At 42.5% G+C, this 22,374-nt stretch carries 15 protein-coding genes; 8 read left to right on the top strand and 7 right to left on the bottom strand.

Features of this window, described 5'->3' with window-relative positions:
• Positions 1-3: 3 nt before the first annotated feature.
• The 5 genes from ACP14V_RS14690 to ACP14V_RS14670 all read right to left on the bottom strand — a co-directional run bounded on the left by ACP14V_RS14690 (position 4) and on the right by ACP14V_RS14670 (position 6,017).
• Entirely contained in the window at positions 4-774 is a 771-nt protein-coding gene (locus ACP14V_RS14690; protein ID WP_272608746.1) for an SDR family NAD(P)-dependent oxidoreductase, read from the bottom strand.
• 12 nt (positions 775-786) lie between these two features.
• A complete protein-coding gene (locus ACP14V_RS14685) occupies positions 787-2,394 on the bottom strand; it encodes a sulfatase family protein (protein WP_272608745.1) in 1,608 nt (535 codons plus the stop codon).
• The gene (locus tag ACP14V_RS14680; protein ID WP_272608744.1) at positions 2,391-3,731 is read right to left on the bottom strand and encodes an alpha-L-fucosidase; all 1,341 of its coding nucleotides are present in this window, start codon (positions 3,729-3,731) and stop codon (positions 2,391-2,393) included. The genes ACP14V_RS14685 and ACP14V_RS14680 overlap by 4 nt, the downstream gene beginning before the upstream one ends.
• Entirely contained in the window at positions 3,728-5,044 is a 1,317-nt protein-coding gene (locus ACP14V_RS14675) for an L-fuconate dehydratase (RefSeq protein WP_272608743.1), read from the bottom strand. The genes ACP14V_RS14680 and ACP14V_RS14675 overlap by 4 nt, the downstream gene beginning before the upstream one ends.
• Before the next feature lie 103 nt (positions 5,045-5,147).
• A complete protein-coding gene (locus ACP14V_RS14670; protein ID WP_136564652.1) occupies positions 5,148-6,017 on the bottom strand; it encodes an AraC family transcriptional regulator in 870 nt (289 codons plus the stop codon).
• A gap of 364 nt (positions 6,018-6,381) precedes the next feature.
• Here ACP14V_RS14670 and ACP14V_RS14665 point away from each other — a divergent pair, with 364 nt between their 5' ends.
• From ACP14V_RS14665 to ACP14V_RS14655, 3 genes are read left to right on the top strand one after another with little or no spacing between them, the layout of a single operon-like run.
• On the top strand, positions 6,382-8,103 hold the full coding sequence (locus ACP14V_RS14665) for a GMC family oxidoreductase (RefSeq protein WP_272608742.1): 1,722 nt from the start codon (positions 6,382-6,384) through the stop codon (positions 8,101-8,103).
• Between the two features lie 3 nt (positions 8,104-8,106).
• Positions 8,107-8,820: a gluconate 2-dehydrogenase subunit 3 family protein gene (locus tag ACP14V_RS14660; protein ID WP_136564650.1), complete on the top strand. Its 714-nt coding sequence runs from the start codon at positions 8,107-8,109 to the stop codon at positions 8,818-8,820.
• A 2-nt stretch (positions 8,821-8,822) separates the two neighbouring features.
• On the top strand, positions 8,823-9,920 hold the full coding sequence (locus tag ACP14V_RS14655) for a sialidase family protein (protein ID WP_272608741.1): 1,098 nt from the start codon (positions 8,823-8,825) through the stop codon (positions 9,918-9,920).
• Positions 9,921-9,949: 29 nt separating this feature from the next.
• Here the strand turns inward: ACP14V_RS14655 and ACP14V_RS14650 are convergent, their stop codons facing one another.
• Both ACP14V_RS14650 and ACP14V_RS14645 read right to left on the bottom strand, forming a co-directional pair.
• Entirely contained in the window at positions 9,950-10,684 is a 735-nt protein-coding gene (locus ACP14V_RS14650; protein WP_136564648.1) for a LytR/AlgR family response regulator transcription factor, read from the bottom strand.
• Complete coding sequence (locus ACP14V_RS14645; RefSeq protein ID WP_313790937.1) at positions 10,681-11,505, bottom strand: sensor histidine kinase; 825 nt, start codon at positions 11,503-11,505, stop codon at positions 10,681-10,683. Before ACP14V_RS14645 ends, ACP14V_RS14650 begins: the two co-directional genes overlap by 4 nt.
• A gap of 496 nt (positions 11,506-12,001) precedes the next feature.
• On the opposite strand from ACP14V_RS14645, the gene ACP14V_RS14640 reads away from it, so the two are divergent.
• The 5 genes from ACP14V_RS14640 (at position 12,002) to ACP14V_RS14620 (ending at position 22,247) form a co-directional block, all read left to right on the top strand.
• Entirely contained in the window at positions 12,002-13,063 is a 1,062-nt protein-coding gene (locus ACP14V_RS14640; RefSeq protein WP_272608740.1) for a carbohydrate-binding family 9-like protein, read from the top strand.
• Positions 13,064-13,070: 7 nt separating this feature from the next.
• On the top strand, positions 13,071-13,529 hold the full coding sequence (locus tag ACP14V_RS14635) for a glycoside hydrolase family 20 zincin-like fold domain-containing protein (protein ID WP_272608739.1): 459 nt from the start codon (positions 13,071-13,073) through the stop codon (positions 13,527-13,529).
• Positions 13,530-14,115: 586 nt separating this feature from the next.
• Positions 14,116-17,238, top strand: coding sequence for a SusC/RagA family TonB-linked outer membrane protein (locus tag ACP14V_RS14630; protein ID WP_272608738.1), 3,123 nt, complete (start codon positions 14,116-14,118; stop codon positions 17,236-17,238).
• Positions 17,239-17,250: 12 nt separating this feature from the next.
• Positions 17,251-18,771, top strand: a complete 1,521-nt coding sequence (locus ACP14V_RS14625; RefSeq protein WP_272608737.1) for a SusD/RagB family nutrient-binding outer membrane lipoprotein — start codon at positions 17,251-17,253, stop codon at positions 18,769-18,771.
• Positions 18,772-18,905: 134 nt separating this feature from the next.
• On the top strand, positions 18,906-22,247 hold the full coding sequence (locus ACP14V_RS14620; protein ID WP_272608736.1) for a VCBS repeat-containing protein: 3,342 nt from the start codon (positions 18,906-18,908) through the stop codon (positions 22,245-22,247).
• The last annotated feature ends 127 nt before the right edge of the window (positions 22,248-22,374 follow it).

Raw genomic sequence — 22,374 nt, 5'->3', positions numbered from 1 at the left:
GTATTAGGCGTTCAATTTGATAAATCCACCATCAATGGGAAAATCCGTGCCTGTAATGAACGAGGCTTCATCGGAACATAGATAGAGGGCAAGATTGGCCACTTCCTCTGGTTTTCCCATACGGCCAATGGGTTGGGTCTTGGACAATTTTTCAAACATTTCCTTTTCATTCCCCGGATAGTTTTTGGCCAAGAAACCATCCACAAAAGGCGTATGCACCCGAGCTGGTGATATGCAGTTGCATCGGATGCCTTGTTCCACATAATCCTTTGCCACGGAATAGGTCATGGTCAGTACGGCCCCCTTGGTCATGGAATAGGCAAACCTATCGGGAATACCTACTGATGAAGCGATTGAGGCCATGTTCAGGATTACCCCGGAGCCTTGTTCCTTCATTTTACCAATAACAGCATGGATGCAGTTGTAGACCCCTTTGATGTTCACTTGGTACAGTCGGTCCATATCGGCCTCCGAAGTACCTTCAATATTGCCCACATGGGCTATCCCGGCATTGTTGACCAAAATGTCCACTTTGGGAATTCCGTCGATCACTTGTTTTACCTGTTGGTGATTGGAAACATCGCATTGATGAAAATGGGCAGTGCCTCCCAAATCCTGTATTTCTTGGGCGGTTTTCTCTCCTTCTTCACTGTTATATTCCAAGAGGTGGACCGTAGCCCCATTTCCGGCAAACTTTAGGGAAATGGCTTTTCCAATACCACTGGCGCCACCGGTGATCAAAGCTATTTTTCCTTTTAAATTGAATGCGCTCATCTATAATCGGTTTTAGTTTGAAGCCGAACTGTTCTCGTCGGTAAATTGTGCTATCTGCATCCACGCCTGCCCATTCAAAGGCATTTCATTGGATTGGGTGTGGCCCGGAGTGCTTCGTCCATTGCGGATCAAAGATGCCATCTCCATTTTTAGTTCCTCCACAACCTCAGGATATTTTCCCTGAAGGTTTTCTTGTTCTGATATATCCGTGGTCTGGTCATACAATTGATACGCCGGAAGGCCTTTCTCTTCCTCAGAATTTGGTTTGGGAGAACTCCATCCTCCGGAACCCGGAGCGAAAATCAATTTCCATTTCCCTTTTCGCAAGGCAAAACTTCCGTTGATGGAATGATGGACAGTTGAAGTACGTCCGTAGCTGGATGTGGAGGAATCCAACAGTAGAGGAAGCATGGAAAAACTATCCTCGCCTTCATTTTCCTGAAGCTGAGTCCCGGTGATTTCTGCGGCAGTGGCAAAGAAATCCGTGGTGCAGATGGTTTGGTCCGAAGAGCTACCCGGCTGCACTTTTTTAGGCCATTTTACAATAAAGGGAACCCGATGGCCTCCTTCATATATATCTGCTTTATGACCTCGGAACACATAACTGGGGTCGTGTCCTTTTTCGGCTAAAACCGCAAAATCCGCCTGGGGGGAACACCCATTGTCGCTGGTAAAGATGACCATGGTTTCCTCTTCAATCCCCGCTTCCTTTAAAACTTGGGACAGTTGGCCCATATAATCATCGATCATCATCATAAAATCCGAATAGGGATTTATGTCGCTCTTTCCCTGCCATTCCTTAGTGGGAAGGATGGGCGTATGCGGTGAGGGCAAAGCCAGATATAAAAAGAAGGGTTCTTCTTTGTTGGCACTTTCCTTGATATGCTCGAAAGACTTTCTGAAAAAGTTGGGGGTCACATCTTCATGGATAAAATCCTTGGAGGTAGGACCTTTGCGCCACCAGGTGTATTTGCCGGTATCTTCCGTGATGGAGTCCGGAACCATGGTGGCCTTCCCATTTTCAACATAGACATAGGGAGCCATGTCCAAAGAGCCCGAATGACCATAGGCATAATCAAAACCAAGGGTGTTGGGGCCGTTTGAAACGGGTTTGGAAAAATCGATGTTATTGAAATCTTCGTGGTTCCATCCTTCCCCAAGAGTACTATCGGTTGATTGAAGTGCCCAGTCCCAACCCAAATGCCATTTTCCGATGAATGCGGTGTGGTAGCCCTGCTTTTTGAGCAAAGAAGCCACAGTGGTCCTTTCTTTTGGAATGAGTGCTTTTGAAGCTCCGGTGAGCACACCGCTTTTCAATGGGCTTCGCCAGTTGTAACGACCGGTGAGAATGCCATAACGGGTTGGCGTACATACCGCTGATGAGGTATGGGCGTCAGTGAACCTCATTCCCTCTGCGGCCAGTTGATCTATGGCCGGGGTCTTTATTTTTCCATGCGGGTTAAAGGCCCCAATATCCCCATAACCCAAATCATCCGCCAAGACATAAATGATATTGGGGTGTACCTCAACTTGACTGCTTTCCTGTGCGGTCTTTTTGCAGCCCAGCATAGGTAAGGCCAGTATCAGCAGTATGGTTATATGTTTGCCATAGGTGATCACCTGAGGGTAATTTCTATAATGGTGTCTATAGGGTCTTGTCGGTCTTTCAAAATTTTCAGCAACAGGCCATAATCGTTGAGTTCATGAGTCACTTTTTGCTGGGTACCGTAATAGGTTATTTGCTTGATTCGCTGGTTGAATCCTTCAATAAAAACCACGTCCTTGTTCTGCAACAGATGTACGTAGATCGTTTTCCCTTTTTGGGTGGTGGCATATTCATCGGTTGGGCCCGAAGGTCCCGCTTTGGTCCCGTAAATGGTCTCTCCATTTTTACGCAACCAATCTCCCATTTGTTTCAGGGATTCCTTGTGTTCGTCTTGGATTTTCCCATTGGGCATTGGTCCTACGTTCAGTAATAGGTTGCTGCCATAGCCGGCGGCTTTTACAATGTACTGTACCAGCTCTTTTTCGGATTTATGTTTTCTATCTTGAAGGTTGAAACCCCACGATCCATTGATGGTCTCACAAACTTCAAACGGCAGTTGGCCTATATCGGATTCCGAGGTGCCAAAGCCTGTGGTATTTCTTCCGGGAAGGTCTTTTTCGAACATTTGAAAATCTTCTCCTTCAATAGGGGCAATGTGGTGGTTGTTCCCAATCAAGCATTGGGGCTGAAGGTCATGGATCAATTTGTAGATCTCATCATAGTGCCAATCCACCTTCAATTTTCCAAATTTCTTGCCGTCCCATTCTTTTTGGTCCCAATGACCATCAAACCAAATTCCGGCGATATCCCCATAATTGGTCAAAAGCTCGGTGAGCTGGGCCTTCATAAATTCAATATAGTCTTTCCATTCTCCTTCTCCTCTCCCGGGAATGCCTGTTCCTGTTCTTCCCCTTGGATAGTAATCGTCCCGGTTCCAATCCAACAGAGAGTAATAGAAAAATAGTTTGATGTCCTCTTTTTTGCAAGCATCGGCCAATTGCTTCAATACATCTTTCCCATAGGGAGTGCTGTCCACAATATTGTAATCGCTAGCCTTGGTATCGAACATGGAAAAACCGTCATGGTGTCTGCTGGTGATGGTTATATATTTCATCCCGGCATCCTTTACCATTTTAACCCATTCTTCGGCATCAAAATCGATGGGATTGAAAAATGCGGGCAATTTCTCATAGGCGTCAACGGGAATGTTCTGGTTGTTCATGACCCATTCGCCGTCCCCTAGAATGCTATAGACCCCCCAGTGTACGAATAATCCAAATTTGGCGTCTTGGAACCATTGCCTGGCCTCAAGGTTCTCGAGAGAGGGTTGATAGTTTTTTTGGCCTTGGCCTTGGAGCAATAGGCTACAAAAAAGAATCAGGGCAGTACAGATTTTTATTGGATGTTTCATATCGTTGAGGTTTGAAGGGTGTTCCATACTTTTCCATCGGGAAAGGCGTGGTCTTCCAAGGATTGTTCTTTCATCTGGATGCTGTATCCGGGCATGCTGGGGGGCATATAGGCCCCATTTTTGATGACCACTGGGTCCAGAAAATGCTCGTGGAGGTGGTCCACATATTCGATTACCCGGCCTTCCATGCTGCCACTGATACAGATGTAGTCTATCATGGAGAGGTGCTGCACATACTCGCACAGCCCCACTCCGCCGGCATGGGGGCATACGGGAATATTGAATTTGGCGGCCATGAGCAATATGGCCAAGTTTTCATTGACACCACCAACCCTGCAGCTGTCTATCTGACAAATCTCAAAAGACCCGGCTTGCATCAATTGTTTAAAAATGACCCGGTTTTGACAGTGTTCTCCCGTGGCTACTTTGATGGGGGCCACGGCTTTGGCGATTTTTGCATGTCCCAAAATATCATCTGGGCTTGTGGGCTCTTCAATCCAATATGGGTTGAACTTTTTCAGTTGGGCCATATTATCGATAGCTTCCTGTACATCCCATTTTTGATTGGCATCCATCATTAGTTTAAGGTCATTGCCAATTTCTTCCCGGATGAGTGCGGCTCTACGCATATCGTCCTGTAGGTCGGAACCTACTTTCATCTTCATATGGGTAAAGCCTTCTTCCTTGGCTTCACGACATAAGCGTCTCACTTTTTCATCGGAATAGCCCAACCAACCTGCTGAGGTGGTGTAGGCAGGGTAACCGTTGCTCAATAGGGCGTCAATGCGTTCTTTTTTGGTGGATTCTTGCTCTTTAAGAATCTCAAGGGCTTCCTCGGGCGTGATGACATCAGTGACGTATGTAAAATCAATACAGGAGACCAGCTCTTCAGGGCTCATATCTGCTATGAGTTTCCAAAGTGGTTTTCCTTCGATTTTTGCATACAGGTCCCAAACGGCATTGACCAAGGCCCCTGTTGCCAAATGGATAACACCTTTTTCCGGCCCCAACCATCTCAATTGACTGTCGCCTGTGACCATTTTCCAAAATTCCCCCATGTCGGCCGTAAAACTTTCCAAGCTTTTACCCACTACCAAGTGGGACATGGCTTTAATGGCAGCTGCGCAAATTTCGTTACCTCGACCAATGGTAAAAGTGAGCCCATGGCCTTCAAGATTTTTTGGATGATCGGTTTTAAGAATAACATAAGCCGCCGAATAATCGGGGTCAGGATTCATGGCATCCGAACCATCCAACGATTGGCTTGTGGGGAAGCGGATGTCGCGCACTTCTAGTGCTGTTATTGTAGGCATAAAGATTATACTAGTGTGAATCTTACCAAAATTAGAAGTGTTGGTGCTTATACACTACCTAAAAAAGTACCTAATTCAATACTTTTTTTGCCTTAATGCAAAATCACCCGGATTTTTTGTATGATTTGATGTAATCGGTAGGGGATGTAGCTTTAATGGCCTTGAACTGTCTGTTAAAGTTGGAAATGTTATTAAACCCTGATTCATAAGCTGCTCCTGCAATGCTGTTCTCGCTTTCAAGCAACAGTTTGCAAGCATACCCAATACGTATCTCGTTGAGATATCGTGTAAATGGTTTTCGGTGTATTCTTTTAAAGAACCTACTAAAGGCTGATGGATTCATCCCTACCAATTCTGCTACATTGTTTAGGTTGACATCACTCTTGAAGTTGTCAAAAATGTATTCATATACCTTGCGAAGTCTTTCATTTTCAATTTGCCCAAAGCTGTTCACATATCCAATGCTGGACAGCAGTTCATATTCTTTATGTCTGGCCAATTGGTTCAATAGTTCAATCAAAGCTATTGCTTTGGAGAAGGCGTTCATGGAGAGCATGTTTTCGAAAGACTCGTATAGGACAGGAGGGATGGAATGGAATTTAATGCCTCTCAATGCTGTGCGCAGCATAAGGCCAATATGTGAAAATTCGGCAGATTTGAAAAAATGCTCCCCCAAAAAATCTTCGGTAAAATGGATGGATATGGCTTCGGCCGCGTCAGGAATATCTTCTTCAAAATAAGATTCATCATTTAACCACATATGGGGTAGGTTCTTCCCTAAAAGCACTACTTCGCCAACTTGAAATTTTTGAATACTGTCACCAATAAACCGTGTACCGGTACTTTTTTTAATCAATACCAGTTCCAGTTCGGCATGATAGTGCCAAATTTTTAAAAAATGAGGATGGCAATTATGGGTAATGGTAAAAGAAGAGCCGGTGTTGCTTCTCCGATTTAGCAAATGAAGTTTCATGATTGCACAATTCAGTGTGCATAAATGTACAGATTTTATTAAGACCTCTTTAAAAAGGTATAAATAGTACGTTTAAGTGAATTTGTTTTGATAGTAAATGCTGTATTGGTCAAGCTAAAACCATTGAGTGTTGGGGAAGTTCACTTATTACATTAATCTATTTGGATTCGTCGTTGGTCTAAAAAATTGAAGATGCTTTACTGAAAAGTGGGAATATTAACAATATGCCATAAAAAGGCAGGACTGGCTATGAAAATTCAAGAATTTGACGTGCAATTATTGTCGTATTGGATTTTTACCCCTATTTTTCGTTTCCGGGGAGCCAATTCATTTTAATTTATAATATAAAGAAGTATTAGTCGCAATGCAGATAATAGAAGATTCAACGGTATATGATGCCATAGTTGTAGGCTCTGGAGCAGGAGGGGGGATGGCCACAAAAGTACTGGCCGATGCAGGCCTGAAAGTGGCCGTGGTGGAGGCAGGTCCGTTCTTTGATCCAGCCGATCCAGAACAGAAAACACAATTAAGGTGGCCCTACGAGTCGCCCAGAAGAGGGGCTGGCACAGTAAGACCCTTTGGAGATTTTGATTCTGCCTACGGAGGTTGGGAGATTGAAGGGGAGCCTTATACACACAAGGATGGCACCAAGTTCGATTGGTTTCGTTCACATATGTTGGGAGGGCGTACCAACCACTGGGGGCGTATCTCCTTGCGTTTTGGTCCTGATGATTTTAAACATAAAAGTATTGATGGTCACGGAGATGATTGGCCCATAAGCTACGATGACGTAAAGCCATACTACGACAAGGTGGACAAAATGATCGGGGTGTTTGGAACCAAAGAGAACATCCACAATAATCCAGATGGATTTTTCCTTCCTCCCCCAAAACCAAGGCTGCATGAGCTTTTCTATATCAAGGGAGCGAGAAAAACCGGTGTTCCGGTATATCCTTCACGGATGTCCATGCTCACCAAGCGGATCAACAATGAAAGAGGGGTTTGCTTTTACTGCGGACAGTGTAGCCGTGCCTGTCAGGTATATGCTGATTTTTCAGCAGGGACCTGTTTGATTTTCCCGGCCCAAAAGAGTAGGGGTCAAGTGGACTTGTTCGTGAATTGCGTGGTTCGTGAAGTAACGGTTGATGATGAAGGTAAGGCAACCGGAGTTTCCTATATCAATAAAGAAGATAGAAAAGAATATAAGCTCAAGGGCAAAGTGGTAGTATTGGGCGCATCTGCCTGTAGTACTGCCAGAATCTTGATGAACTCCAAGAGCCCACAACATCCCAACGGATTGGGGAACAGTAGTGATATTGTGGGTAAATATCTCCATGATTCCACTGGGGCGGACAGAATGGCCTTCGTTCCCGATTTGATGAACCGAAAGGTGTCATACAATGAAGATGGGGTAGGTGGAATGCATGTGTATTCACCTTGGTGGGGCGATAACTCCAAATTGGATTTCCCACGGGGCTACCATATTGAAATATGGGGCGGTATGGGTATGCCGAGTTATGGCTTTGGCTTTAATGTCAACGAGTTCAATAAATTCTTCGGAACCAAGGTCGGCGGTTATGGAGATGTGCTCCGTAGCGATGCCAAAAAATATTATGGGGCCTTGGTGGGGCTAAGTGGACGGGGAGAGTCTATTGCCTATAAGGACAACTATTGTGAAATAGACCCCAACACGGTCGATGAATGGGGTATCCCTGTATTGCGTTTCCATTACAAATGGTCGGAATATGAGCATAAGCAAGCCATTCACATGCACGATACCTTTGAGCAAATACTTACCAATCTTGGTGGTGAAGTGCTTGGAAGCAAGCCCGGAAAAGAAGCGGATTATGGTCTCCACACACCAGGGCGTATCATTCATGAGGTGGGAACTACCCGTATGGGAGATGATCCTAAGACATCGGTTACCAATAAGTATCAGCAATTGCACGATGCGGACAATGTATTTGTAGTTGATGCAGGGCCATTTGTGTCCCAAGCCGACAAGAACTGTACATGGACAATTTTGGCACTCTCATGGAGGGCCTCAGAGTATATAGTGGACCAATTGAAAAAACAAAACCTGTAGGTCATGGATAGAAGGAAAAGTTTAAAATCGATTGTATTGGGTTCCGTGGCCGGAGGTCTGGCCATCAATGGATGTAAGCCTGGAGCGGAAACCCCGGTTGAAGAGGTCGCTTTGGACCCCACTGCTGTAAAATGGCGCACCGATAGGGAAAATGAACATGTGGCCGAGTTGGAGAGGGAACGCTTTTTCAATGACCATGAGGCAGCCACCATGACCGTGCTTTGTGATTTGATCTTACCGGGAGGCGCGGAGTTCAAGAGTGCTTCCGATGCTGAGGTGGTACCTTTTATAGAATTCATGGCTAAGGACCTACCGCAAATGCAGGTGGATCTTAGGGGTGGATTAATGTGGTTGGACCATAAGAGCAATACCGAATTTGGAACCGAGTTCAAATCAGCTACGGAAGAACAGCAAAAAAGTATTCTGGACGGGATTGCCTATTACGATCCAGATGTACCTTCAAGTGAAAGACCCTTTGAGGTGAACTTCTTCTCTTTGGTGAGGAATCATACCATGACAGGATTCTATACTTCAAAAATTGGGATAGAGGAACTGGGTTACAAAGGAAACATGCCCAATGTATGGGACGGTGTTCCCCAAGATGTACTTGATCAGCATGGAGTATCCTATGAACCGGAGTGGTTGGCCAAATGTGTGGACCAGAGTAAACGGAACATTGTAGCGGAATGGGACGAGGACGGTAATCTCATTAGTTGATTTTGTCTCCAAGAAATAGTTTATTGACCCTGTTCAGTATAGGAATTTATAAAATGGTAAGGCCCGGTATATGGACATTTGTTTGTCTGTTCTGGGCCTTTGGTTTTTCCCAGGATCTTCCTGTTCCGAAAGTGAAAGTACTTTCGGAAGAATTTATTTTTGAAGAAGCTCCGTTTGCCCAATGCCATGCCTCTACTTTGGTTGGGATGGCGGATGGCTCGGTCATGGCGGCTTGGTTTGGGGGAACCCACGAAAGACATCCCGACGTGGCCATTTATGCAAGCTCTAATACCTCTGGGAATTGGAGTGACCCAAAATTAATTGCCAATGGAGTGGTCAGCGATACCCTAAGATATCCCTGTTGGAATCCCGTACTGTTTGCAAACAATCGAGATCAAGTTGTAATGTTCTACAAGGTAGGACCTTCTCCTTCCACATGGTGGGGTATGTACTCCATTATGGATGATAATAAAAAAGTTTGGTCTGAATCCCGTCGATTACCTGATGGAATATTGGGTCCAATCAAAAATAAGCCCATACAAATTGGTGATGAGCTTGTTTTGAGTCCCTCCAGCGTAGAAATTGAAGATGGCGCCATTTGGAAATCCCATGTGGAAATATCCGCTGATGGAGGAGCCACATGGACCAAGTCCCATATCCCCTCAGGAGAAGGCATTAAAACAATTCAACCTACATTGTTACACCTCCCGAATGGAGACATAAAGGCGCTTTTGCGAAGCAATCAAGATGTGATTATGGAAAGTGTGAGTAGTGATTCTGGATTAACGTGGTCCAAGGCGTCTACAACTTCCGTTCCCAATCCTAATAGTGGTATAGATGCAGTTTCTTTGAAGGAAGGGGGATATTTGCTCGTATACAATCCTGGAGTCAGTGGGGAGGATTGGTCCAATGGCAGGGAAAAATTAAATTTGGCATATAGTAGTGATGGCAATCTTTGGCACGATATTTTGAAGTTGGAGGATCATGAAAAAGGAGAATTTAGCTATCCGGCCATTATTCAAGATTCTCAAGGTACTGTCCATATAACCTATACCTACGATAGGTCTAAGATTAAGTATCTAAAAATAGCGCTTGATTAAGATAAGATTGCGCAAAAGTGTTGGCTTTTCTATTCGGTTGAATCGGATTTACTTCCAGTATGGGATATGGAACGATCTAATATACTGGCTTTAACATCTTCTAAATAGCTACGACCTATAACGTATCTTTTGCCTGCAATCTCTACACTGTTCCCTTCCAAAGCCTCAATTTTGTCCAAAGAAACCGTATAGGATCTATGTATGCGGATAAACTTTTCATTGGAGATCTCTTCGGTAAAGGCACTTAAAGTTTTGTGCACAACATAGTTGCCATTGGCAGTTATGATCTTAATGTAATCCTTAAGGCTTTCCACTAGAATAATTTCATCCAAATGGATTTTCTTCATTTTTTTCTTGTCCACCTTTACAAAGACATGTTCCCGTACAGTTGCGGATGTTTGATGTTTTTGTGCATGTGTCATGGCTTTGTTCACAGCCTTTATAAATCGGGGCAAGGCTATGGGCTTTACCAAATAGTCCAACACCTCCAAGTCAAAACCTTTTGCCGCGTATTCCGCATGGGCCGATGTAATGACTACCATGGGCTTGGTGTCCAAACTGTCCAAGAAACTAAAACCGTCAATAATGGGCATGTTTATGTCCAAAAAAAGCAAATCAGGTTTGTGTTCCCTGATAAAGGGAAGACTGTCAATAGCATTGTTAAAAGCCTTTATTTCTTCCAGTTCCTTTACTTGAGAAATATAGTTTTGAATGACCTTTACTGCCAAGGGCTCATCATCAATAATCACACATTTTAACTTCATCTGAGCTTGAGCTTTAAGTTTACAACATATTCGTCTGATTCCTCATAGATACCCAAACGGTATTCTTCATCTCCATAACGCAGTTTTAATCTTTTCTCCACATTGGAAAGTCCTATGCCGCCCGTTTTCTTTTTGGTCGGCAAGATATGGTTTTTGGGTTTTGTGTTGCTAATTCTAAAGTATAGGAATTTTTCTTCGATTTTTATCTCGATGCTTATTTTGACTTTCCCAATATTCTGATTGGCGCCATGCTTAAAAGCATTTTCAATGAACTGGACCAGCAACATAGGGGCGATTCTTTTGCCTTTTGGATTTCCAATAACATTGAAATCAAGTTGAAGGTTCTGGGTGTATCTTATTTTCTCCAGATCTAGATAATTCTTTATGAAAACAATTTCCTTGGCCAGGCTTTGGTCCTTATCCTTTGTCTCGTACAGTACGTATCGCATAAGATCAGACAATTTTATGATGGTCTCAGGGGTTTTGTCCGACTTTTCAAGACTAAGGGAGTAAATGTTGTTGAGCGTGTTGAAAAAGAAGTGTGGGGATATTTGTGCCCGTAGAAATCGAAGCTCGGTCTCCAGTTGCTCTTTTTCAAGTTTGGCAACCCGCCCTGTCTCACGCAACCAATCAATGGTCAGTTTTATGGAAGCTACAAAAGTGATTACATAGAGTTCGCCGAGCATCATTACTATGGCGTAATTAAATGTAAGGCTATGGGTTTCAGGGCCTTCAGGCCAAACGTTGTAGCTTATCAGGCTATAGGTAAGAAGATATTTAAGGAACACCATCAGAAAAATACTCGATATGAGAATGATCATGAAAGTGAAGAACTTCCGTTTAAATATGAACTTTGGGATTAAATAATAAATGGTAAAATATGTCAGGAAAATATGAATCGGAAACCCTAAGAGATTCGACTTGAAAGAATACAGGTAATCGTTAAAATAGCTCCCCCACCTCAGAAAATTAAAAGTGAAATAAATGGCCCAGAACACAACATGATGCCATGCCGTGATTTTGTATTCTGCCACGGCGTTCACTAAAAATTTATTCTTGATTTGTTTTTGAAGATACATTAAAACAAAAGGTTACTTTTTTTAAACATTTGTCCTCGGTCAGCTGTCATTGGTCTAATAAAGAACTGTAAATACAGATTAAATTAGGAATTTTTACCATGATTCAAACACCATTTTGGCCCAAGGTTCCATTTTTGGCAAAGAAAGGAATTTATTTTCATTGAAGGAGTTCTAGTCATAATGTGTTTGCAATCAATGTAATGGAAGATGCAAAAACAATAGTGGATAAATGAAGGGCATGGCTCAAAGGTTTTTTTTTATTTTGGTAATGTGTGGGTATGCAATAGGCTTGGGTCAGGGAATAAAAGAACCCCGGTCCATAGTAGTGTATAAAGCTGAAGAACCTCTTACTATAGATGGGCAAGCCAAAGAGATGGCATGGGAAAAAGCCCAAGTCTCCGAAAACTTCATAGATATCGAAGGTGTTAAAGCACCTGCCTACCAAACCAACGTGCGCATGTTGTGGGATGAAGATTATCTATACTTCTATGCGGAGCTTAAGGAGCCCCATGTATGGGCAAACCTGAAACAACGGGATACGGTTATTTTTTACAACAACGATTTTGAGATATTCATTGACCCAGATGGAGACACCCATAATTATTATGAATTTGAAATGAATGCCCTCAACACGGTTTGGGATCTTTATCTAACCAAGCCTTACAGGGAGCATAGCCCAGTAGTGGATAGTTGGGAAATTCTTGGTCTTAAATCGGCGGTACATATAGATGGCTCCCTTAATGATCCAAGTGATATGGACAAAGGTTGGAGCGTGGAGGTAGCCATGCCTTGGTCTGTCCTTACAGAGGCCAGTGGAGGTAACAAAATACCGGAAGGTGAGTTTTGGCGGGTAAACTTTTCCAGGGTTAACTGGGACTTTGAGTTGACGAATGGGAAATACGGTAGAAAAAAGGATGTCAATGGGAAGTTTCTCAGGGAATATAATTGGGTGTGGTCCCCACAAGGGGTAATCAACATGCACGAGCCAGAACATTGGGGATATGCCTATTTTTCCCCAAATGTTGCAGGTGATGAGGATTCCTTTGTTATTCCACGAGATGAGCAAATCAGATGGCTGCTGTACAAATTATACAGGGCACAGAAAGAACATCGTTCAAAGAATGAGAAATGGGCTACGGATTTGGCTGAACTTGTTTCAAGACCAGTATTGGAGGATGGGACAAAAGTTGAATTGGATATGGAGGTGCATAGGGTTGGATGGTCTATACAAGCCAAAAGTCCATTTACAGGCAAGTCATATATCATTACTGAAGATGGTAAATACTATCCCATAAAATAACATGCTTATGAACAAACAAGTGGTTATTGCGTTTCTTTTAGCTCTTTTGGCCTTATCTTGTTTGGATAATATAGGGGCACCACCAAGACATGTTCAGGCTAAAGAAAATGGAAGCAAACAGCAATTTGAGCTTACAAGGGAAACCTATTTTGTGTTTGACTCCCTAACCGATGACACTTCTTTGTTTGTGTTGAAGCCCATGTTTCAAGAAGCGATGGGATGGGAGCCAAAAATTGGAGTGCAAGAGCCGGAGAAGAACTATGTTTTGCTTAAAATGAACCCTGAGTTGGAAGAAGGGGCTTACCTTTTGTCCGTAACATCCAATCGTATTATCATGGAATCCTCTTCCCGGGAAGGGTTTGAACATGCGCAGGAAAAGCTGGCAACCTTGCTTTCCAATATACCAGAAACCAAGGAAATGGTTTGGAAAGTACCTGCAATTGAAATTCAGGAAAGCTATCGCTAATAGGTAGAGAACCCACATGTTTTTTATTATCAATTAAAATTGAGGGAGTTACCGGATTAAACCTGTTCGGGAATCTTTTTGTAATCTAGGTCCTTGATGTTGAGCTATCAAGCGTAGTCGTTGGTCTAAATTTTTTCTCCACTAGATTCTATTGTAGCACTTTTAAGACTAGTAATCAGTATGAATACTTTAGTTTTAGTTAATTGCCTAAAGACCGGCCAACTTTTTAAGTTGGCCGGTCTTATTTTGTGGGATCTCTGCAATGTAAAATAATTGTTTGGCGAAAGCTTTTGCCTAATGGTCATAATCTTAAGGGGTTTGGGTCTTGGTAGGGAAATTGCATGGTTCTACCTTAAAAGGCGCATTAGTAAAAATGCAATTTGTAAACGCTTATTTTAGGGCATTGCCATTTTAAAAACTAATCATTTGTCATTTTAAGAAATAAATATGCCATTCGGCCTTTCACCTCCGTTGTTGGTCGAAAATTTTTCAGGAATCTCCAAGTATTGGGGATTTTCACTTTTTGTGTTAACTTTAAGTTAATTAAACTCGACTATTATCTAACAATCAAACAAAAAAAACTAACATGATTCAAAAACTAAAGTATGTACTTGTTTTTGCGGTGTTGTTCTCTATACAGGGGGCTTTGGCGCAAACAATTACCGGAACGGTTTCTGATGAAGCGGGGGTTCCGCTTCCTGGAGTCAACATTGTTGAAAAAGGAACCAGTAATGGTGTATCATCGGATTTTGATGGAAACTACAGCATAACCGTATCAGGCGGAAATGCAACCTTGGTGTTTTCTTCATTGGGAATGCGAACTGTTGAGGTTCCGGCGAACGGAAGAACCTCAATCAACCTGACTATGCAGGAAGATGCGGAGCAACTTGGAGAAGTGGTGGTGACCGCTTTGGGTATCAGGAAAGAAACCAAGGCATTGGGGTACTCCCTTACTGAAGTTGGGGGCGAAGAAATTTCTTCGATCAAAACCCCAAACGCGATCAATGCGCTTCAAGGTAAGATTGCGGGGGTGAACATTACCCAAAACTCAACAGGGGCCGCAGGTTCCAGTAGGGTTATCATTAGGGGTAACAGTACTCTTACAGGAAACAACCAGCCATTGTATGTTGTTGATGGTATTCCTATTGGAAACGACAACAACGGAGCCGCAAGTTTGTGGGGAGGTAATGATGGAGGTGATGGTATATCCAGTATCAACCCAGATGATATAGAGTCGGTATCTGTGCTAAAAGGTGGTTCGGCTACTGCACTCTACGGATCTAGGGGTGGTAACGGTGTAATCTTGATTACTACAAAGAGTGGTAGAGATCAAAAAGGTTTTGGGGTTGAATTCAGTACCTCAGTCCAGTTTGATAAGGTCAACACCAGTCTTGTTGATTTTCAGACCGAGTATGGTCAAGGTAGATTTGGTGAAGCGCCTACTTCCCAAGCTGAAGCTTTGGCTTTTGGTAACTCGTCATGGGGTTCTAGATTAAATGGGTCCTCTGTGGTGCAGTGGGATGGTGTTGAAAGACCATATTCATATGTGGGAAGCAACTACGATCACTTCTACAGGACAGGTTCTACCTTTATTAACACTGTGGCATTGTCCAGTGGATCGGAAGATTTGAACTTTAGGTTTTCCGCATCTGATCTTTCCAATGATGATGTTGTTCCCAATTCTGGTTTGAACAGAAAAACATTCTCCTTGAATGCAGGGGCAGTATTGAATGAAAAACTTACTGCGCAGATCAATGCCAAATACATCGTGGAAGATGTAATGAACAGACCAAGACTTTCAGATGCACCTGGTAATGCCAACTATACTGTGGGACTTCTTTCTCCCAACGTGGATGTAAGGTTTATGAATCCTGGTGCGGATGAAGATGGTAGGGAAAGGTCATATTCTGATAATACATTCTCCCAAAACCCATATTGGGCCGCCTATAATTTTAGGAATGAGGATACCAAGAACAGGATTATTGCTTCTACGTCGCTTCGTTACGACATCTTAGACTGGTTATATTTAACAGGTAGGGTTGGTATTGACCACTATACAAGAAAGTCTACAGGTGTGGAGCCTTGGGGAACAGCTTATACTCCTCTTGGGGCCATGAACGAAGAAGAACGTATATATTCCCAGATAGATTCTGACTTGATGTTGGGTATTGATAAGGATATCACAGATGCATTTGGTGTTTCTGCATTTTTTGGTGCCAACAAAAACTCTATTGAGTTTGAAAGACTTAGACTGGATGGTTCCCAATTCATCGTTCCTGGTTTGGAAGATGTTGCAAACTTGACCAATCAAGGAAGAAGTAGGGAGTATAGTGAAAGAGAAATAGGGTCGCTTTACGGGTCTGTTGAATTCTCATATAAAGACTATGCGTTCTTGACCTTCACAGGAAGAAATGACTGGTTCTCCACACTTTCTTTCCCAGGCAAGACCACACCAAACAATGATTTTTACTCTTCGGTGAATGCCAGTTTGATTCTTTCGGACATGTTTGAAATGCCAACCGCCATAGATTTCTTGAAGTTGCGTGGTGGTTATGCGCAAACAGCTGGTGGAGCTGATTCGGCCTATCAGTTGGCCTTGACTTATGAGATCTTTGGTCAAGGACACCTGGGTCAGCCTCTAGGTAGGGTTACTGGGGGTACTGTTCCAAATGCCAATTTGGTGCCATGGAATAAGAGTGAAGTGGAAGTAGGTGTTGATGCTCGCTTCTTTGGAAACAGATTGTCCTTGGATTTGGCGTACTATACCAATGAAACTACAGATGATATTGTAAATGTTACAACTTCCATAGCTTCAGGGTACAACAATGCAACTGCAAACCTTGGTAAGATTGAGAACAAAGGTGTGGAAGTGTTGCTTTCCGGTACTCCAATACGTAATGCCAACTTTGAGTGGAATACTTCTGTAAACGCTTCATTCAACGAAGGTTTGGTAACGGCAACCAACCCAGAGAACGGAAATGTGACCTTGGATGAGCCACGTACGCAGAACGTGAACATTTCCCATGTTGTTGGGGAGCGCTACGGTGTAATATTCGGAACTTCTTTTGTTAGGGATAACGACGGAAACATTGTATATGATTTGGATGGAGATGGTGTTCCAATCCCAAGACAAGGAGAAAGAAAAATCTTGGGTCAAGGTGTTCCACCTTGGCAAGTAGGTTTTACCAATACATTCCGATATAAGAACTTAAGTTTAAGTTTCTTGATTGATGGTAAGTTTGGAGGTCAATTGTTCTCAGGTACCAATACTGTTGCTTATGGGGCTGGACTTCATAAAGAGACTCTTAATGGTAGGGAAAATGGCTTGAGCGTTACGGGAATCGATGGTTCTACTTTCAATGCGGATACTGGTACGGGAACTTCCTTTACGACTACCGTAACTCCAGCGAATTTGGAAACTTACTACGGTCGTGTAAACGATATTGCTGAGTATTTCGTGGAAGATTCAGATTATATCAAGTTTAGACAAATAAGCTTAGGCTATTCACTTCCAAGCAAAATATTGGATAAGACGTTCTTGAGCAGTGTTAATGTGAGTTTAATAGGTCAGAACCTATTTTACATCAAGAGAAGTATAGATAATGTGGATCCAGAAAGTGCTTATAACTCTGGAAATTCGCAAGGTCTTGAATATTTTGGTGTTCCTTCGTCTAGAAGCTATGGAGTAAGTTGCAACATTAAGTTTTAAAAAAAAAGAATTATGAAAAGATCAATTTATATCATATTGTTTGTCTTCTTGCTCGGCGCATGTGACGAGGGCTTTGAAGACGTTAACGTTAATCCAACGAAACCGGTCCAGGTAAATGTTGCCAATAAGCTTACCGCGGCAATATTGTTGGCGTCCAGTGAGCGTTATGACAACTGGAGGGCCAACTTAATATACCAATCCACCATGATGCAGCACATTGCTACAACGGCTGGGTACTGGAGTGGTGATAAGTATACTTGGAACAGAGGATATGCTTCCTCACTAATGGACAGATATTATACTGGGGTAGTGAAGCAAGTTGAAGATATGTTGCTTCAATTGGATACCGAAAGTAGTCCTGATGAAATGAAAGCCATTACACGTATTTTGCGAGTTTTTGCTTTTTCCAGATTGACAGACCTATACGGAGACATCCCTTACAGCGAAGCAGGTAAGGCTGTAATTGGACAGATTGTACAGCCTAAATACGATCCGCAGAGTGAAATTTATGCAGACATGCTAAAAGAATTGGAAGAGTCTGCTGCTGCCTTAGGTTCTGGAACTTCTGGTTTTGGTTCGGCAGATGTAATTTATAATGGGGATCAAGGCAAATGGAAGCGTTTGGCAAATTCCCTAATGTTACGATTGGGATTCCGTTTGATCAAAGTAGATCCTGCCGGTGCCCAAGCTTGGGTAACCAAAGCTATCAATGGTGGGGTTATGGAGTCTAACGCAGATATTTTTTATGTGCCTCATTCCAATGGTCCAGAGGGAATCAACCAAAATGGAAACGGAGAAGTTTTCCTTGCTGATGGAAATCCACGTCTAAGTAAGACATTTGTTGATTTTATGATCAACAACGGTGATCCTAGACTGACCGTTTTGGGATCCTTGCCTCTAAGTGTTGGTGATGATACAGAAAGGACTGATGCTGAGCGTTTAGATCCTGCAGCGCAAAAAGGACTTCCTAATGGATTGGATGCTGGATTGTTGGAAGATCTTACAGGAGAAACCAATGTTCAAGCATATTCAGAGCCTAATAGGTTGTTGATTACAGGAGTTGATGCTCCAATGTTCTTCCAAACCTATGCCGAAGTTGAGTTTATGTTGGCTGAGGCCAATGTAAGATGGGGACTTGCTGGTGATGCCGAAACCCATTACAACAATGGCGTTAGGGCTGCTATGGAAATGTTGGCCATGTACGGACCTGGAGGTGAAATTGCCTCTGCCGACATTGATGACTATTTGGCTAATAACCCTTATGATGCTGGTAATGCCTTGGAGCAAATCAATACACAGTATTGGGCCGCTACTTTCTTGAATGAGTACGAATCATTCTCCAACTGGAGAAGAACTGGTTTCCCAGTTTTGGTTCCCGTGAACTATCCTGGTAATGTTACCAATGGTACCATCCCAAGAAGGTTGACCTATTCGGAAAGTGAGCAGGTAAACAACCCTGAAAACTATAACGAGGCTATTTCACGTCAAGGACCAGACGTCTTGACCACTCGTGTTTGGTGGGATGCTCAGTAGGAACCAATCAGTAGTTTTTATAAACTTTAAGTTTAATTTTCAAGTTAATTTTAAGCTGAGTTAGTAGTTGATAAAGGGAAGGAAACTTCCCTTTATTTTTGCTATATTTTCAATGAAATAAATTCATTTGATCAATGCTAAAGCTATCTCTTTGCCAGTTTTTTACGGTGACTCTGGCAGCTATCCCTTTTTGGGTGGCCATTGCACAGGAAAAGAAAGATTCGCCTCGTTTTACATTGATGGATTCCGAATACACGGGAATATCTTTTTCTAACGAGGTAAGAGATCTTAAAGAGCACAATATTCTTCGCTATGCCAATTTTTATGGAGGTGCTGGTGTGGGGGTTGGGGATTTTAACAATGATGGCCTCCAAGACCTGTATTTTGCTGGAAACATGGTTCCAGACAAACTTTACCTTAACCAAGGAAATTTAAAGTTTAAGAATGTCACGGAGCAATCTGGAATAAAGGATGACGGTGGCTGGTCCACAGGTGTTACCGTTGCAGATGTAAACAATGATGGACATTTGGATATCTATGTAAGCCGAGAACTCTATGATGATAAACCAAAATGGCGTACCAATCTTCTTTATATCAACCAAGGGGATGGTACTTTTGAGGAGAGTGCCAAAAAGTTTGGCGTGGACAATGACCAACGAACCAGACATGCCACTTTTTTGGATTATGACAAAGATGGATGGTTAGACCTTTTTCTTTTGATCCAGCCGCCCAATCCCGGCAGTTTATCCGATTATAAGGGAACAACACTCTTGCAAGAGCAATACAATCTTAAATTCTATCGGAACCTTGGAGATGATAAATTTGAGGATGTTACTACTTCTGCGGGTTTGGATATGGTTGGATTTCCAAATGGAGTTTGTGCAGGTGATGTAAACAATGATGGATGGACTGATCTTTATGTGGCCAATGATTTCTATGCCCCGGACTTTTTGTTCATCAATAACCAAGATGGTACGTTCACAAATGCTCTAGAAAATGCCATGAACCATATCTCATACTTCAGTATGGGAGTGGATATTGCAGATATCAATAACGACAACCTTTTGGACATCTTTGTGGTGGACATGGTTTCTGAAGACAATTATAGACTGAAATCCAATATGAGCGGCATGGATCGCAACTCTTTTTGGGATGTGTATAACGATGGTGGTTACTATCAATACATGTACAACAGTCTTCAGCTGAACAATGGGAATGGAACATTCAGCGATGTGGCACAGATAACGGGAATGGAGGCAACCGATTGGAGCTGGTCAAACCTTATTGCCGATTTCGATAATGATGGTCTAAAAGACGCCTTTGTTACCAATGGTCTGCTACGCGAAATACGGAACACAGATGCAGATAAAAAAGTAGCGGAATATATTGCAAAGACAAGGGCAGATTGGATTAAAAATCATCCTGATGGAGGAAATCTAGCCTCAATCTTTGATATTATCGACCTTAAAAAGGCGCTTGAACCAATTCCATCACAACCTCTAAAAAACTACGCTTTTAAAAACAATGGAAACTTACAGTTTGAAAAAGTCAGGGAGGAATGGGGCTTGGACCAAGAGTCCTTTTCCAATGGAGCGGCATACGCCGATTTTGATAATGATGGGGACTTGGATTTGGTGGTCAACAATATCAATGAAATAGCATTTGTGTATCGAAACAATTCAGAGTCATTGGGCAACTCCAATTACATCAGGATTAAGTTAAAGGACAAAGACCATAAGTCGGTTTTTGGGGCCAAGGTCAATGTGTATTTGGGTAATGAATCCCAATTGGGGGAAACAACCAATGTGAGGGGGATTTACTCCACCAGTGAACCCTATGCTCATTTTGGAGTAGGTAATCATGCCCAGGTGGACAGTGTTTCAGTTCTATGGCCCAATGGCACCAAAACTCTCTTGTACAACGTTAAGGCCAATTCAGTATTGGAGCTTTCTATGGATGAAGGAAAACCATATACAATAAAAGATAAGGAAAAAGTACCAATCTTTAGTGATGGAAGTGAGATAGTGGGATTGCAATATCAGCACGAAGAAAACAAGTTTGATGATTATGATATACAAGTGCTGTTGCCCCATAAAATGTCCCAGTTTGGCCCTTCTCTGGCCAAGGGAGATGTAAATGGAGATGGTTTGGATGATGTCTTTGTGGGTGGTGCCACAGGGCTTCCTGCAAATTTATTTGTCCAACAAAGCAATGGAAACTTTATAAAAAGCAACGAAACACTTTGGGATAAGGAAAAGCCTTTTGAAGATGTCGATGCACTTTTTGTTGATATCAATGGTGATGGGCATTTGGATTTATATGTGGTAAGTGGAGGCAATGAATATCCAGTGAACGATTTTCGCTATGTAGATCGCCTTTACATGAATGATGGCAAGGGAAATTTTTCAAAAGCGGCAATCCCCAACATTGGAAGGGATAGCGGATCTGTGGTGAAAGCTTCCGATTATGACATGGATGGGGATATAGATCTTTTTGTGGGAGGTAGGCTTTGGCCTCATCAATATCCATTACCTGCCAGTAGTATGCTTCTTCAGAACAATAATGGCCAATTGGTGAACGTGACCAAACAAATGGCTCCTGAATTGGAAAATACTGGTATGGTGACCGATGCGGTTTGGAGTGATTATGATGCTGATGGGGATTTGGACCTTACCCTCGTCGGCGAGTGGATGCCCATTACAATCTTTAACAACGAAAATGGTCATTTGAGTAAAGTTACCGCAAATGGTTTAATGGAATCTTCAGGGTGGTGGTTTAGTATTGAGCAGGGTGATTTTGATCATGATGGTGACATGGATTACATTGCCGGAAACTTAGGGCTCAACTACAAGTACAAAACTTCCAAGGAAAAACCCTTTGACATCTATTATAATGATTTTGATGGCAATGAGAAGTATGACATAGTTTTAGGATACTACAATGACGACAAGCATTATCCCTTGCGGGGATTTTCTTGTTCGTCAGAGCAGGTGCCCATGCTCAAGGAAAAATTTAAGAAGTACAATGTATTTGCCGCTTTGGAATTGGATGAGGTATATGGAAATCAAAATCTAAAAAGCGCATTGCACTATACAGCAAGTACTTTTGCTTCCTCTTATGTTGAAAATTTGGGGAATGGTGACTTTAAGATACATCAACTGCCCAGAATGGCCCAGTTGTCCAACATCAATGATATTTTGGTCAAGGATTTTAATGAAGACGGTAATCTGGATGCATTGGTAGTAGGGAACCTTTTTGTTTCGGAAATTGAAACCCCAAGAAACGATGCCGGTACCGGTGCTCTATTGTTGGGAGATGGCCAAGGGACTTTTAAAGCACTGATGGGAAATGAAAGCGGATTCTTTAATAATGCCGATGCCAGAAAAATGACGGCAATGAAAATATTGGGCCGCAATTTTGTAATTGTGGCAAACAATGATGGACCATTGCAAGTTTTTGAGATGAACCCAAAATAGTCAGATCAGAGGTCGAAAGATGACCCTTGTGTGATTTTGAGGTTAACTTTAATCAAGATAAACTTAAGAATTTCAGATACAACAAATGGCATAAAAACATAGCATTATCATAACCTATTTCACCTTG

The sequence above is a fragment of the Flagellimonas alvinocaridis genome (assembly GCF_965248585.1).
GTDB classification, from domain to species: Bacteria; Bacteroidota; Bacteroidia; order Flavobacteriales; family Flavobacteriaceae; genus Flagellimonas; species Flagellimonas alvinocaridis.
The sequence above is the reverse complement of the archived record's forward strand: the minus strand, read 5'-3'. Positions and strand labels throughout refer to the sequence as shown.